The following is a 15,083-nucleotide window of genomic DNA, read 5'->3' as shown; positions in this document are numbered from 1 at the left end:
TGGCCGGGAGGGGGTGCGAGAATGGCCGGGTGACAGGCGATTACCAGGAACTGGTCGACGAGATCTCCGCCCTCCTCGGCGCCCCGGCCACCCTGGAGAACCGGGACTTCGGACTGGTCGCCTTCGGGGCCCACGACAGCGACGACGACACGGCGATGGACCCGGTCCGCACCCGCTCGATCCTGACCCGCCGCTCCACCCCCGCCGTCCGCGCCTGGTTCGAGGGCTTCGGCATCACCCGGGCCACCGGCCCCGTCCGCATCCCCGCCGCCCCCGAGGCCGGGGTGTTCCGGGACCGCGTCTGCCTTCCGGTACGCCATCGGGGTGTCGTCCTCGGTTACGTCTGGCTGCTCGACACCGACCCGGGGCCTGCTGACGAACGGCTGGCCGCCGCGATGGAGGTCACCGCCCGGATCGGGGCGCTGCTCGCCGACGAGGCGCGGGCGGGTGCCGACCTCTCGCGGGAGTTCGGCGCGGTCCTGACCGCCGGGCCGGGGCGGCAGCACGACAGCGCTGTCGCCGCGCTGGGCGAGGCGCTGGGGCGGGACGCAGAGGGGCTGCACGCGGTGGTGTGCGTGACCCCGTGGACGGACGACACGCCTTCGGTACGGGGCGTGGCCTCGGCGGCCGCGCTGGCGACGGTCGCCGCACCCGGGGCCGCCGGGCCCGCGGCGCTGGCGGCACTGATCCGGCTGCGCTCGGCGGACCGTCTGGACCCGGCCCTGAACGCGGCGGACCGGTTGCGCGCGAGTGGCCCGCCGGCGGCCACCGGGGGGATCGCGGGCCCCCGCCGAGGGCTGGACGAGCTGACGGTCTCGTGGCGGGAGGCGGTGGCGGCGGCCCGCGCGGCCCGGGCGGAGACCCGTCTCGGCCCGGTCGCCCGGTGGTCGGCGATCGGCCCGTACCGCCTGCTGACCGCGCTCCCGGGCACCGGCACGGACGCCGGGGACCCGGCGGTCGCCTCGCTGCTGACCCCGCCGCACCGGGAGCTGGCGCACACGGCGGAGGTGTTCCTGGACTGCGCGGGTCAGGCGAGCCGGACGGCCGCCGCCCTTGGCATCCACCGCCAGACGCTCTACTACCGGCTCTCCCGCATCCAGCAGATCACCGGCCTCGACCTCAACGAGGGCGAGGACCGGCTGCTGCTGCACATGGCGGTGAAGCGGGCGCGGCTGTAGTCCGCTTCACCGGGTCCCGTGACATCGGCCCTGCGGCGGACGGCGCGGGGCCGAGGCGGGGCGGCTCGCCTGCGGCTGCCGCGCCGACCACACGGTCCTGGCCGACAGCCCGCTGACCACCGCGGCCACCGAGCTGCCGGATCTGCCGGTGCTGCCCACGGTCGTCGACGGGCGGCCCGCGCACCGTGACGGATCGCTCCGGGACCTGAGTGCGGTGCGGGGAGCGTCACTTGCCGAAGCGGCGTTCCCTGTTCGCGTACGAGCGCAGCGCCCGCAGGAAGTCCACGTGCCGGAAAGCGGGCCAGTAGCAGTCCACCCAGTGCATCTCGGCGTACGCGGACTGCCAGAGCAGGAAGCCGGAGAGCCGCTGCTCGCCGGAGGTCCGGATGATGAAGTCGGTGTGGTCGGCGATCGGCGAGTAGAGGTGCCGGGAGATGTCGTCGATCCCGAACCGCGCGACCAGCTCGGCCGGGTCGCCCCCGGCGGCCATGTGCTCCTCGAAGGCGGCCTTCACCGCGTCGACGATCTCGCGCCGGCCGCCGTAGCCGACCGCCACGTCCACCTTGAGCCCGCCGCGCCCGCTCGTGGCGGCGGTGGCCTCCTTGAGCACCCGGGCGCTGGAGCCGGGCAGCATGTCGAGCGAGCCGATCACCTGGACCTCCCAGTCGCGGCCCTCGGCGGTGATGTCGCGGACGGTCTCCTCGATGACCTCGATCAGCGGGCCGAGCTCCTCGGCGGGGCGGCCCAGGTTGTCGTCGGAGAGCATGAAGAGGGTGACGTGCTCGATCCCCGCGGCGGTGCACCAGCCGAGGAACGTGGTCACCTTGGCGCCGCCCGCCCGGTACCCCTCCCGGACGTCCGTGTGCCCGGCCTTGCGGGCCCACCGCCGGTTGCCGTCCACCATGATCCCGACGTGCTGCGGGCGGGGCAGCCCCACCAGGGTGGCGGCGAGCCGACGCTCGTACACCGCTTCGATCGGGCGTCGCAGGAACAGGGGGAGCAGCTTCATGGACCTTCTCCATCACGGGATGGGTGGTGCCGAAGGACCCTACCAGCGTCCGCGGCCACCCCCGGCGGGGTCGCACGGGAGCACGACGGCGGGGCCTGGGGGCCTCACAACGGGCCGTCCGCGCCCTCCGGTTCGACCACCGGCCGGTCGCTGACCAGTGCGGCCAGCACCATCGGCGCGTCCGCGTCGCTGTGACCGACGGTCAGCGCGACCCAGCGGCCGCCCGGGGCCGCTCCGTCGGAGCCGACCGGACCCCAGACGCTCAGGTCCCCGTACAGATCTTCCGCGAACAGCGCCTCGAACAGCGGCTCCACGGGCGAACCGCCCTGCCACCGCAGCAGCGGCCCGTGCAGCGGGACCGTGCGGCGCGGACCCCAGCGGGTGTCCAGTACTCGGGCCAGGGAGTCGAGCCGGGCGGCCGCGGCCTCCTCGGCGTCGTTCCACTCGGGGGCGTACACGCCGGTCAGCGGGTCGCCCTCCCACAGCGGCACGATCCGGAACCCCGCCCCCGTGCTGAGCGTCCACTCGCCGGTGGCCGGGTCGCCCTCGGCGGCGGTGGGGCCGGTGGCCCGTACGGGGGCGGCGAGGAGCTCCTCGACCTCGGCGGCCGCCCGGTCCGCGTCGAAGGCCTCCCCGGCCCGGGCGGTCACAGTACGGGCCGGTCCAACGGGCGGGGCAGCGGGGCCAGCGCCCCCGCCTCGCGCAGCCGTTCGTACACCCGCACCACCGTCGCACTGTCGCCGGGGGCCGCGATACTCAGCAGCTCACCGCCTGCCGGGAGTTGCTGCCGGACCACGTCCAGGCCGGCCGGGACCAGGGCGGCGCGGGCCGGGGAGAGGTAGCCGGTGCGGCCGACGACCGGGTCGCCGACGGAATACCCGGCGTCATCCTCCAGGGCGTCCAGCACGTCGTCGTCGCTCACGTCACCGAAGTCCGGCTCCCACACCCGGGCCAGGAGGGACAGGATCTCCTCCTCCGGGACCACGGCGATGTCCGGTGCGTGGAGGACGATCGCGAGCGACTGGAGCAGGAACCGCGGTGAGCCCCCGGCCAGTCCGCTGACCTCCGCCTCCCAGCCGGGCGCCCCCGTGCCGACGAGCCGCAGCCCGGTACCGGTGAGGTCCGACCAGTCGGCCGCGTCCTGGGCGGTCCGCAGCGCGCCGAGCAGACCGTCCTCTCCTGCGGTGAAGGCGGTCGCGGGTCCGTTCCCGTGCACCTGGCTCCAGACGTCGGCCGCCTGCGGGACCAGCTCGGCGAACCCGTCCAGGGTCCGCTGCCAACGGTCGGCCAGGGCCTCGACCGGTTCGGGCCTCGGACCCCAGAAGCCCCGCACTACACGTCGCATGCTCGTCTCTCCTCCGTCGGCCGGCCGTCCCGCGTCGCGCGGCTCCCCCAGCCGCACGCCGACGGGGCCCGACGGCCGGGGGCACCACGCGTTGCAGGCTACTCGGCCGCTGAGGGCTGTCGGGTCATCCCTGGCGGGACAGCCCTCAGTCGAATGCTTCCGGTTTCCTGGTGCTGTCGCCGGGGTGCGGCTTGGTGTTGATCACCTTGATCGGCAGCCCTTCCTCACGGAACGCCTTGCGGGCCGCCTTGGCCACGTCCGGGTCGGAGAAGTGCCACTCCACGGCGCGGCCGCCGGACGCCTCCACCTGGGCCCGTGCCTCGGCGACGAACTTGTCCTTGCCGGACGGGGTGAGACTGGAGCGGTCGGTCTTGGACAGATAGCTGCCGTAGCCGTTCTTGGCCTCCAGGTAGGTCTGCCGGGAGGAGTCCCACCCGTCGTACTCCACGGCCGGCTTGCCCTCGCGCGGGTGCGGTACGACGTACTCCTGGCCCCGGTTCGTCCCGGTGATCTGCTCCTGGTAGCGGAGCCAGGACTCGTTCTTCCAGTTCGGCGCGGGGTTGCGGTCCCGGCCGGCCCAGTAGCCGTCGCCCGCGTCGGCGTCGCCGAGCGTACGGTCCTTGAGGCCGTCGGCCCAGGACGGCGGGTTGTAGTTGCGCGGGTCGGAGGTGTCGTTGCGCTGCGGCTCGGGGTACTTCTTCTTGTCCAGCTCGGCCTTCCGGGCCCGCTCGGGCTCCTCCAGCCGCTTCTGGTCCAGATGCGCCTGGCGCTCCGCCGCCCGCGCCTCCTCGGCCGACTTCCTGGCCGCCTCGTCGCAGCCGCCCTCCGCGAGGATGATCCGGCCCGGCGGGCCGCCCGCCAGCACCCCGGTACCGGAGCCGGGCACTCCACCGGTGCCGCCTCCCCCGTACCGCACCGACGGCGTCCCGGACGCGATGGCGCAACCGGTCCGGCGCGCCGCGTCCTCGGCGCTGTCCGCCGCCTCGTCGGCCTCCCTCGCCGCCTTGCGTACGCCGTCCAGGTCGCCCGCCTCCGCGGCCTGGCGAGCCCGGCGGGCGGCCGCGCTCGCGTCGCCCGCAGCGTCGGCGACCTCGGAGGCCGCCTTGCCGACCTTGCCGAGCTTCCCGGCCTTGCTGACCACCTTGGCGACGTTGTAGCCGGGGATGAACAGCGAGCCGACGTTCCAGATCACATCGGTGACGGCCCGGGTCTTCTCCCCGTTGTTCCAGCGCTCACGGACCTCGTCCCCGACGAAGATGTCGTCGCCGACCGTGATCACCGTGTTGACCGAGGCCCCGCCCCAGTCCCGGAGCGCGCCCAGGTAGTCGCCGTCCGCCCACTTGTCGCCCGCGCCCGCGGAGTCGGCCGCCCACTGGTCGGCGAGCCGGCCTCCGTAGTCCACGAGGCCCGACCAGGTCTCGGGCTTGAACAGGTCGATGATCCCGGTGATGTCGCCCCAGATCCCGTCGACCACGACGCCCTTGAAGACCTGGGTCGTACGGTCCCAGGCGCAGCCGAAGAAGCCCCAGCCGCCGCAGTCCTCCTGCTCCTCGGCCTGCTCCCCACCGCCCTCGCCCTCGGCGGAGGCGGGCACGTCGTAGGCGGCCTCGGGCTCCTCGTGTTCCTCCGGGAAGGTGTCCTCACCGGTGCCGGGACGCCCGGTGTCGTCGGGCCCGCCGGTGCCGCCCCCGGTTCCGCCGGTACTTCCGGAGCCGCCGGACGCGGTGCCGCCGGTGCCGGTCCCACCTGTACCACTGGTCCCACCTGTACTGCTGGTCCCGCCTGTACTGCTGGTCCCGCCCGTCCCCTCAGTACTGCCGGTACCTCCCGTGCTCCCCGTCCCGCCCGTCGCATCGCCGCCGGTCGCCCCGCCCGTGGTTGTCGACCCACCGTCAGCGCCGCCGTCGGCACCCCCGTTCGCACCGCCATCAGCGCCGCCATCCACACCGCCGTCCGCGCTCCCCGAGGTACCCCCGTCCGCTCCCCCGCCCGGGCCGTCCCCCGCCTCGACGGAGTCGCTGCCTCCGGACACCGGGCAGGAGCTGCCGGTCAGCGAGCAGATCGCCGATTGGAGGCCGTCAGTGATCCGGCCGCCGAGGCCGCCCACTGTCAGGGCCGCGATCAGCGCGACGACGATCAGGACGAGGCCCAGGTACTCCAGGGCGGTCTGCCCCCGGTCCCGGCGCCAGGTGATCATGTGCGGGAGCGAGAACTTCGGCGGCCGGCCCCGCTCGGCCGACGGCAGCCGGAACCACGCACGGCTCGGGGACCGGCTGATCAGGACGATGATCAGGATCGGCAGGACCAGCTGGGTCAGCCCGTCCGGAGAACCGTTCCCGAGGTTGGCGAGCCCGCCGAGGATCAACCACCCCTGAACGGCGACGATCCCCCACCGCACCCGCGTGCCGCCGGTCCGTACGTGCCGGGCCAGCAGCGCGCCGAGCACCCCGGGCGCGGAGGCGTACAGCAGGATGCCGAGCACCTCGGCGCCCATCGCGTCCACGGCGAGCGCGGAGCCGGAGAGACCGATCGCGCCCAGGACCGTCGCGCCGAGAAGGACGAGGAGCAGCGCTCTTACGAGGACGAGGGGGCCCGGGAGTTCACGCCGCGGGGCGGCGGCCGGGGCCGGTCCTCCCGCTACGGGTATGCCACCGACAGCAGACATACGTGATCCGACCCCCGGTACCCCTGAGTGACCTGATAATCGGTCACCCTAGGGTCGGGGGCCGCCGCGCGTCGTGGGCCCCAGGGCCCAACCCCGGGCCCACCCCGGCGGGTTGGCTGTCCGCGGAAAGCGCTGTACCCGGCGTCCGGGCCTCTCGTACGGGACGAGGGGCCCGGCCACCGGGTACAGGGCGGGGTCGTGCGGGGTGTGTCAGTCGGTGAGGTTCACCGAGCGGGCCGAGGAGGCGCCGATCTCGTCGGCGATCTCGGTCAGCACCGTCTGCGGGACGGTGTCGTCGACGGTCAGGACGACGAGCGCCTCGCCGCCCACGGCCGCCCGCGAGACCTGCATGCCCGCGATGTTCAGCCCGGCCTCGCCGAGGATCTTGCCGACCGCGCCGACCACACCGGGACGGTCCTGGTAGCGCAGGACCACCATGTGGTCCGCGAGGGCCAGGTCCACGTCGTGCTCGCCGATGGCCACGATCTTCTGGAGGTGCTTCGGGCCCGCCAGCGTGCCGGAGACCGCGACCTCCTCGCCGCTGGAGAGCGTGCCGCGCACGGTGACCACATTGCGGTGATCGGGCGACTCGGAGCTGGTGGTGAGGCGGACCTCGACACCGCGCTCCTGCGCGAAGAGCGGGGCGTTGACGTAGCTGACGGTCTCGTCGACGACGTCCTCGAAGACGCCCTTGAGCGCCGAGAGCTCCAGCACCTTCACGTCGTGCTGGGTGATCTCGCCGTACACCTCGACGTCGAGCCGGGCCGCGACCTCGCCCGCGAGCGCGGTGAAGATCCGGCCGAGCTTCTCGGCGAGCGGGAGGCCGGGGCGTACGTCCTCGGCGATGACGCCGCCCTGGACGTTGACCGCGTCCGGGACCAGCTCACCCGCGAGCGCGAGACGGACGGACTTGGCGACCGCGATGCCCGCCTTCTCCTGGGCCTCGTCGGTGGAGGCGCCCAGGTGCGGGGTGCAGACGACCTGGTCGAACTGGAAGAGCGGGGAGTCCGTGCAGGGCTCCTTCGCGTACACATCGAGGCCCGCGCCCGCGACGCGGCCCTCCTTGAGCGCGGAGTACAGCGCCTCCTCGTCGACGATCCCGCCGCGCGCGGCGTTGACGATGCGCACCGAGGGCTTCACCTTGTGCAGCGCCTCGTCCCCGATGAGGCCGAGGGTCTCGGGGGTCTTGGGCAGATGCACGGTGATGAAGTCGGCGACCTCCAGCAGCTCGTCCAGGCTGAGGAGCTTGACGCCCATCTGCGCGGCGCGGGCGGGCTGGACGTAGGGGTCGTAGGCGACGACCTTCATGCCGAAGGCCGACATGCGCTGGGCGACCAGGACACCGATGCGGCCGAGGCCCACGACGCCGAGGACCTTCTCGCTGAGCTCGACGCCGGTGTACTTGGAGCGCTTCCACTCGCCGTTCTTCAGGGCGGTGTTGGCCTGCGGGATGTTCCGCGCGGTGGCGACCAGCAGACCGCAGGCCAGCTCGGCGGCGGTGACGATGTTGGAGGTCGGGGCGTTGACGACCATCACGCCGGCCTTGGTGGCCGAGGAGACATCGACGTTGTCCAGACCGACGCCCGCGCGGGCCACGACCCGGAGCTTCCTGGCGGCGGCGATGGCCTCGGCGTCGACCTTGGTCGCGGAGCGCACCAGGATCGCGTCGACATCGGCGATCGCGGGGAGCAACTCGGCGCGGTCCGCGCCGTTGCAGTGCCGGATCTCGAAATCCGGACCCAGAGCGTCGACCGTGGCGGGCGACAGCTCTTCAGCGATGAGTACGACAGGTTTCGAGCTCACGTGAGTCCTCACAAGTCCAGTGCGGACGGCCGTCCCGACGGCCGCAGGCGGTGGAGGGGCTAGCCGCGTGGTAGACGCACGACACTGTGGGCCCTGACGCGTGTATGTGTTGAGAAGTGTAGTCATGCGGAGGGCCTTCTACTGCGCCCTGGTGGAAGGATCACCCGCACGGGGTGGACGTGGTGTACACCCGCACAGAACCCGCACCTTCCGGTAGTGCTTCCGGTGATGCTTCCGGTGATGCGGAGCGGGGCGGGCCCTTCCGGACCCGCCCCGCTCCCCGAGGCCTAGGCCTCTTCGTCGTTCACCCAGCTCATGAGCTTGCGCAGCTCACGGCCGGTGGTCTCCAGCAGGTGGTCGCTGTCGGCCTTCTTGTACTCGTTGTACTTGGGCAGACCGTTGTGGTACTCGGCCATCCAGTTCTTGGCGAAGGTGCCGTCCTGGATCTCGGTGAGGACCTTCTTCATCTCGGCCTTGGTGGCGTCGGTGATGATCCGGGGGCCGGTGACGTAGTCGCCCCACTCGGCGGTCTCCGAGATGGACCAGCGCATCTTCTCCAGGCCGCCCTCGTACATGAGGTCGACGATGAGCTTCAGCTCGTGCAGGCACTCGAAGTACGCGATCTCGGGCTGGTAGCCCGCCTCGGTCAGCGTCTCGAAACCGGCCTTGACCAGGGCGGCGGTGCCACCGCAGAGGACGGCCTGCTCACCGAACAGGTCGGTCTCGGTCTCCTCGGTGAAGGTGGTCTTGATGACGCCGGCACGGGTGCCGCCGATGCCCTTGGCGTACGACAGGGCGAGCGCCAGGCCCTTGCCCGAGGCGTCCTGCTCCACGGCCACGATGCACGGGACGCCGCGACCCTCCTCGTACTGGCGGCGGACCAGGTGGCCGGGGCCCTTGGGGGCGACCATGCAGACGTCGACGTTGGCCGGCGGCTTGATGAAGCCGAAGCGGACGTTCAGGCCGTGGCCGAAGAACAGGGCGTCGCCGTCCTTGAGGTTGTCCTTGATGGACTCCTCGTAGACCTGGGCCTGGATCGGGTCCGGGACGAGGATCATGATGACGTCGGCCTCGGCGGCGGCCTCGGCGGGGGTCACCACGCGCAGGCCCTGCTCCTCGGCCTTGGCCTTGGACTTCGAGCCCTCGTGCAGACCGACGCGGACGTCGACGCCGGAGTCACGCAGCGACAGCGCGTGGGCGTGGCCCTGGCTGCCGTAGCCGATGACCGCGACCTTGCGGCCCTGGATGATGGACAGGTCGGCATCGTCGTCGTAGAACAGCTCGGCCACTGGGTCTTCTCCTTGGTGTGCAGGTGTTGCGTCCCACCGTACGGCGGGGTGCGTCGTGAGTGTGGTCGGGTCTCGCCATCCGAGCGGGGCGGACGGCCGCCCCGCTCGGGTGCGTCGGCTCAGGCCGAGCGGTCGAGGGCGCGCAGGGACCGGTCGGTGATCGAGCGCGCGCCGCGCCCTATGGCGATGGTGCCGGACTGGACGAGCTCCTTGATGCCGTACTGCTCCAGCATCTTGAGCATCGCCTCCAGCTTGTCGGCCCCTCCGGTCGCCTCGATCGTGACGGCCTCCGGGGAGACGTCGACGGTCTTGGCGCGGAACAGCTGGACGATCTCGACGATCTGGGAGCGGGTCTCGCTGTCGGCGCGGACCTTCACCAGGACGAGCTCCCGCTGGATCGCGGCGGCGGGCTCGAGTTCGACGATCTTCAGGACGTTGACCAGCTTGTTGAGCTGCTTGGTCACCTGCTCCAGGGGCAGGTCCTCGACATTCACGACGATGGTGATGCGGGAGATGTCGGGGTGCTCGGTGGTACCGACCGCGAGCGAGTCGATGTTGAAGCCGCGTCGGGAGAACAGGGCGGTGATCCGGGCGAGGACACCGGGCTTGTTCTCGACCAGGACGGAGAGCGTGTGCTTGCTGGACATGGAGTCGTTCTCTCTCTGTCTCTCAGTCGTCTTCGTTGTCGCCGAAGTCGGGGCGGACGCCGCGTGCGGCCTGGACCTCGTCGTTGGAGGTGCCGGCGGCGACCATCGGCCAGACCATGGCGTCCTCGTGGACGATGAAGTCGATCACGACGGGGCGGTCGTTGATGGAGTTGGCCTCTTCGATGACCTTGTCCAGTTCGGCCGGGTCCTCGCAGCGGATGGCGTAGCAGCCCATGGCCTCGGACAGCTTGACGAAGTCCGGGACGCGGGTGCCCCTGGCCGGACCGCCGTCACTGTCGGGGCCGGAGTGCAGGACGGTGTTGGAGTAACGCTGGTTGTAGAAGAGGGTCTGCCACTGGCGGACCATTCCGAGGGCGCCGTTGTTGATGACGGCGACCTTGATCGGGATGTTGTTGAGCGCGCAGGTGGTCAGTTCCTGGTTGGTCATCTGGAAGCAGCCGTCGCCGTCGATGGCCCAGACCGTGCGGTCGGGCATGCCGGCCTTCGCGCCCATCGCGGCCGGGACCGCGTAGCCCATCGTCCCGGCGCCGCCGCTGTTGAGCCAGGTGGCGGGCTGCTCGTAGTCGATGAAGTGGGAGGCCCACATCTGGTGCTGGCCGACGCCCGCCGCGAAGATCGTGCCCTCGGGGGCGAGCTTGCCGATGCGCTGGATGACCTGCTGCGGGGAGAGGCTGCCGTCCTCGGGCAGGTCGTAGCCGAGCGGGTAGGTGTCGCGCCAGCGGTTGAGGTCCTTCCACCATGCGGCGTAGTCGCCGGTGCGGCCCTCGTTGTGCTCGGCCTGGACGGCCTGGACCAGGTCGGCCAGGACCTCGCGGGCGTCGCCCACGATCGGGACGTCCGCGGTGCGGTTCTTGCCGATTTCGGCCGGGTCGATGTCGGCGTGGACGATCTTGGCGTACGGGGCGAAGCTGTCCAGCTTGCCGGTGACGCGGTCGTCGAAGCGGGCGCCGAGGGCGACGATCAGGTCTGCCTTCTGCAGCGCGGTGACGGCGGTGACGGCGCCGTGCATGCCCGGCATTCCCACGTGCAGCGGGTGGCTGTCGGGGAACGCGCCGAGCGCCATCAGGGTGGTGGTGACGGGCGCTCCGGTCAGCTCCGCGAGGACCTTCAGCTCGGCGGTGGCCCTGGCCTTGAGGACGCCGCCGCCGACGTACAGCACGGGGCGCCTGGCCTGGGTGATCAGCTTGGCGGCCTCGCGGATCTGCTTGGCGTGCGGCTTGGTCACCGGGCGGTAGCCGGGCAGGTCCTGGGTGGGCGGCCAGCTGAAGGTGGTCCGGGCCTGGAGGGCGTCCTTGGCGATGTCGACGAGGACCGGTCCGGGACGGCCGGTGGAGGCGATGTGGAAGGCCTCGGCGATGGTGTGCGGGATGTCCTCGGCCTTGGTCACCAGGAAGTTGTGCTTGGTGATCGGCATCGTGATGCCGCAGATGTCGGCTTCCTGGAAGGCGTCGGTACCGATGGCCTTGGAGGCGACCTGGCCGGTGATCGCGACGAGCGGCACGGAGTCCATGTGCGCGTCGGCGATCGGGGTGACCAGGTTGGTGGCGCCGGGCCCCGAGGTGGCCATGCAGACGCCGACCTTGCCGGTGGCCTGCGCGTACCCCGTGGCGGCGTGACCGGCGCCCTGCTCGTGGCGGACCAGGACGTGACGGACGCGGGTGGAGTCCATCATCGGGTCGTAGGCGGGGAGGATCGCACCGCCGGGGATGCCGAATACCGTGTCGGCGCCGACTTCCTCAAGAGAACGGATGAGGGACTGGGCGCCCGTGACGTGCTCGACGGTGGCGGACGGCTGTCCGCCGTTACGGGCGCGCGGCTGCGGGTGATGGGCCCCGGTGGCCTGCTCGGTCATCGGCATTCTCTTCTCGAAGCTGAGGGTTTTCGCGGGTGTTTTGCAGCGGTTTGAGCGGTGTCGGTGCAACAAAAAACCCCTCGTGCCGTGAGGCAAGCGAGGGGAGCGCGCCGGAGTGGTCCGCAGAGTGTCGTGGAGTGACTCTGCTTCAGCCGACGCGCTTTCCAAGTACGAGAATTCGGGTGCGCATGGCATTGACCCTCTCTCCGGCACGCATGACGTGTCAAGGGGGTGGGACGGGCGTCTCAGTATGTGATCCGGTGAGCAGCGGGATCGAGCCGCCCGCCATGGCCGGCCGGGGGCCCGGAATGCCCGGCACGGGGAACTCCCCGCGGACCAGCGCCCGCCGCAGCCGGTATTCGTCGAGCGGCCCGGAGAAGGCCATCCCCTGGCCGTGCGTGCATCCCATGGCGCGCAGGGCGAGGACCTGGTCGGGGACGTCGACGCCGTCGGCGACGGACTGGAGGCCGAGGTCGCAGGCGATCCGCAGCAGCCCGCTGGTGATCTTGTGCAGTCTGGCCGATTCGACCACCCCCTCGACCAGATTCCGGTCGAGCTTCAGTACGTCGATGGGGAGCCGCCGCAGGGCGTTGATCGCCGCGAAGCCGCTGCCGAAGCCGTCGAGCGCGATCCGTACGCCGAGCCGGCGCAGGGCCACGAGGCGCTGCTCCAGGGCGTCGAAGGAGACGCGGGGGTCACTGTCGGCCACCTCGATCATCAGGGCACCCGAGGGCAGGCCGTGCCGGGTCAGCAGCGCCTCGATGGAGCCGAAGGGCGCGGCGGTGTCCAGCAGCCGGGCGGCGGACAGCCGGACGGCGACGGGGACGGGGTGCCCGGCCCTGGCCCGGTCGGCGGCCTGGGCGACGGACTCCTCCAGGAGCCAGCGGCCGAGCTCGGCGGTGCGGTCGTCGTCGCCGGTGACCCGGAGGAACTCGGCGGGGGTGAACAGGATGCCCTGGGCGGATCTCCAGCGGGCCTGGGCGGCGACGGCGGCCACGGACCCGCTGGCGAGATGGACCACTGGCTGGTGGAGCAGGGCGAACTCGCCGTCGCGCAGGGCGGTCCGCAGCCGGGTGGCCAGCTCGGAGCGGCGTACGACGTCGGCCTGCATCTGCGGGGCGTACAGCTCGACCCGGTCCTTGCCGCCCGCCTTGGCCCGGTACATCGCGAGGTCGGCGTTGCGCATGAGGTCGGTGGGGCTGATGGCGGGCTCGGCGAAGGCGACGCCGATGGAGGCGGCCACCCGGACCTCGCTGGAGCCGATCCGGTACGGCTGGGAGAGGGTGAGGCGCAGCCGGTCGGCGATCTCGTGGACCTGATACTCCCGGGCGCCCTGGTCGCGGGTGCCGTCGCCGATGATGAGCGCCGCGAACTCGTCGCCGCCGAGCCTCGCCGCGGTGTCCCCGGCCCGGACGGACTCCTGGAGGCGGCGGCCCGCCTGGATGAGCAGTTCGTCGCCCGCCTGGTGGCCGATGGTGTCGTTGACCGCCTTGAAGCCGTCGAGGTCGATGAAGAGGACGGCGGTGCCGGAGTCGCCCGCTCGGCGGCCGCCGAGCGCCTTGCGGACCCGGGCGGTGAACAGCGCCCGGTTGGGCAGGTCGGTGAGCGGGTCGTGCTCGGCGTTGTGCTGCAACTGGGCCTGGAGCCTGACCCGTTCGGTGACGTCGCGGCTGTTGAGGAGGAGGCCGCCCTGGTGGCGGTTGACGGTGGACTCGACGTTGAGCCAGTCGCCGGTTCCGGAGCGGAAGCGGCACTCGATGCGCGTGGTGGGTTCTTCGTGCGGTGGGGCGGCGAGGAAGCGCCGCACCTCGTGGACCACCCCGCCGAGGTCCTCGGGATGGATGATCGAGGACAGCTCGGAGCCGACGAGATCTTCCGCCTCGCGCCCGTAGACCCCGGCGGCGGCGGGGCTGACGTAGCGCAGGGTCCCGTTGGGTGCGGCGATCATGATGACGTCGCTGGAGCCCTGGACCAGGGAGCGGAAGTGGTTCTCCTTCTGGGCCAGCTCCTGGGTGAGCGAGATGTTGTCGAGGAGCATGATGCCCTGGCGGACGACGAGCGCCAGGACGACCGTACAGCCGGTGAGGACGACGACCCGGTCCACCCGGCGGCCCTCGACCACGTTGTACAGGATGCCCAGGGTGCAGACGGCGGCGGCGAGATAGGGGGTCAGGGCGGCCAGCGAACCGGCGATCGGGCGGCTGGCGGCGGCCCGCGGGGGCCCGGGGCGCTCGGCGGCCCCGGGCCCTCGCCGGGCACCCCAGGGGGCGTAGGCGAGGAGCAGCGAACCGGCGAACCAGCCCGCGTCGAGGAGCTGGCCCGAGTGGTAGGTGGAGCGCAGCAGCGGCGAGGTGAAGACCGCGTCACTCAGCACGGTGAGCGCCAGGGCGGCGATGGTGGTGTTGACCGCGGAGCGGTTGGCGCCGGACCGGCGGAAGTGCAGGGCGAGCACCATCGAGACGAGCACGATGTCGAGCAGCGGATAGGCCAGCGAGAGGGCGGCGGGCGCCACGCTGGCCTCCTGGAAGCCCGCCATGTGCGCGGCGTGCGCGAGGGCGAGGCTCCAGGCGAGCGTCAACAGGGAGCCGGCGATCAGCCAGGCGTCCAGGGCCAGGCAGACCCAGCCGGCGCGGGTGACGGGGCGCTTGGCGAGCACGAGCAGCCCGACGATGGCGGGCGGGGCGAAGCAGAGGAAGAAGACGTCGGCGAGGGAAGGGGTCGGCACGGGGACCGAGAGGATCACCTCGTACCAGCCCCAGACGGCGTTTCCGCAGGCCGCCATGAGCGAGGAGAGCGAGAACAGCAGCCAGGCGGGGCGCAGCCGCCCCGCGCCGGTGCGCGCGTAGAGGAAGCAGGAGACGGCGGCGACCAGCGCCGCCACGGCGAGGCCGAAGTCCCCCATGACGAGCGCCAGTCGGGGTGACCCCCAGCCGACGGCGGCACCCACCGAATACCCCGCGCAGACGACGCCGAGCAGAATCCGGGACCGCAGGCCCGCACCGCCGGAGGCGGAGCGCGGGGAGAGCAGGGCCCCCAGCGCGCTCACCGGAGGGCTCCCCGCCCCGGGCCCGGCCTCGTCGCCAGTGCGGAACCGGGGCCGGAATCCGGCCACGGGCGGGCGGAGCGCCGCGTCCGCTCCGAGGACCCCGGCCGCCCGCCCGCCCGCGTCGGATCGTCTCTCCATGGCCAGCACATCGCCCGTCGCCCCCTCGCGTTCCGATGCTCCCCCCGCGCCTTCCCTTCCACGGCGCAGCCCTCCGGTGCGGACGATACA

Annotated in this window: 10 protein-coding genes; 1 reads left to right on the top strand and 9 read right to left on the bottom strand. The window is 72.3% G+C overall.

From position 1 onward, the window contains the following. Nucleotides 1–29: 29 nt before the first annotated feature. A complete protein-coding gene (locus CIB93_RS11550; protein ID WP_096626694.1) occupies nt 30–1,178 on the top strand; it encodes a CdaR family transcriptional regulator in 1,149 nt (382 codons plus the stop codon). A 226-nt stretch (nt 1,179–1,404) separates the two neighbouring features. Here CIB93_RS11550 and CIB93_RS11540 read toward each other — a convergent pair whose 3' ends face one another. The 9 genes from CIB93_RS11540 to CIB93_RS11500 form a co-directional block, all read right to left on the bottom strand. Further along, nucleotides 1,405–2,187, bottom strand: a complete 783-nt coding sequence (locus CIB93_RS11540) for an isoprenyl transferase (protein ID WP_096626693.1) — start codon at nt 2,185–2,187, stop codon at nt 1,405–1,407. A 104-nt stretch (nt 2,188–2,291) separates the two neighbouring features. Beyond that, nucleotides 2,292–2,837, bottom strand: a complete 546-nt coding sequence (locus CIB93_RS11535) for a hypothetical protein (RefSeq protein WP_096626692.1) — start codon at nt 2,835–2,837, stop codon at nt 2,292–2,294. Further along, complete coding sequence (locus CIB93_RS11530) at nt 2,834–3,532, bottom strand: hypothetical protein (RefSeq protein ID WP_096626691.1); 699 nt, start codon at nt 3,530–3,532, stop codon at nt 2,834–2,836. The genes CIB93_RS11535 and CIB93_RS11530 overlap by 4 nt, the downstream gene beginning before the upstream one ends. A gap of 145 nt (nt 3,533–3,677) precedes the next feature. After that, nucleotides 3,678–6,197 (bottom strand): Tox-REase-5 domain-containing protein, encoded by a 2,520-nt coding sequence (locus CIB93_RS11525; protein ID WP_096626690.1) that lies wholly within the window; start codon nt 6,195–6,197, stop codon nt 3,678–3,680. Nucleotides 6,198–6,407: 210 nt separating this feature from the next. Then, entirely contained in the window at nt 6,408–8,000 is a 1,593-nt protein-coding gene (gene serA / locus CIB93_RS11520) for a phosphoglycerate dehydrogenase (protein WP_096626689.1), read from the bottom strand. A 287-nt stretch (nt 8,001–8,287) separates the two neighbouring features. Further along, the gene (gene ilvC / locus CIB93_RS11515) at nt 8,288–9,289 is read right to left on the bottom strand and encodes a ketol-acid reductoisomerase (protein ID WP_096626688.1); all 1,002 of its coding nucleotides are present in this window, start codon (nt 9,287–9,289) and stop codon (nt 8,288–8,290) included. Between the two features lie 119 nt (nt 9,290–9,408). Further along, nucleotides 9,409–9,936, bottom strand: coding sequence for an acetolactate synthase small subunit (gene ilvN / locus CIB93_RS11510; protein WP_096626687.1), 528 nt, complete (start codon nt 9,934–9,936; stop codon nt 9,409–9,411). Nucleotides 9,937–9,958: 22 nt separating this feature from the next. Next, entirely contained in the window at nt 9,959–11,815 is a 1,857-nt protein-coding gene (locus CIB93_RS11505) for an acetolactate synthase large subunit (RefSeq protein ID WP_096626686.1), read from the bottom strand. A gap of 217 nt (nt 11,816–12,032) precedes the next feature. Further along, nucleotides 12,033–14,855 (bottom strand): bifunctional diguanylate cyclase/phosphodiesterase, encoded by a 2,823-nt coding sequence (locus CIB93_RS11500; RefSeq protein WP_096626685.1) that lies wholly within the window; start codon nt 14,853–14,855, stop codon nt 12,033–12,035. Nucleotides 14,856–15,083: the final 228 nt, after the last annotated feature.

It is taken from the genome of Streptomyces sp. WZ.A104 (assembly GCF_002382885.1).
GTDB lineage: Bacteria > Actinomycetota > Actinomycetes > Streptomycetales > Streptomycetaceae > Streptomyces.
This window is presented reverse-complemented; position numbering and strand designations above follow the sequence as displayed.

What these genes read in the sequence shown, in the direction of transcription:
- CIB93_RS11540 (WP_096626693.1), bottom strand. Translation starts at nt 2,187, where the DNA reads ATGAAGCTGCTCCCCCTGTTCCTGCGACGCCCGATCGAAGCGGTGTAC.
- CIB93_RS11530 (WP_096626691.1), bottom strand. Translation starts at nt 3,532, where the DNA reads ATGCGACGTGTAGTGCGGGGCTTCTGGGGTCCGAGGCCCGAACCGGTC.
- CIB93_RS11525 (WP_096626690.1), bottom strand. Translation starts at nt 6,197, where the DNA reads ATGTCTGCTGTCGGTGGCATACCCGTAGCGGGAGGACCGGCCCCGGCC.
- ilvN (WP_096626687.1), bottom strand. Translation starts at nt 9,936, where the DNA reads ATGTCCAGCAAGCACACGCTCTCCGTCCTGGTCGAGAACAAGCCCGGT.
- CIB93_RS11505 (WP_096626686.1), bottom strand. Translation starts at nt 11,815, where the DNA reads ATGCCGATGACCGAGCAGGCCACCGGGGCCCATCACCCGCAGCCGCGC.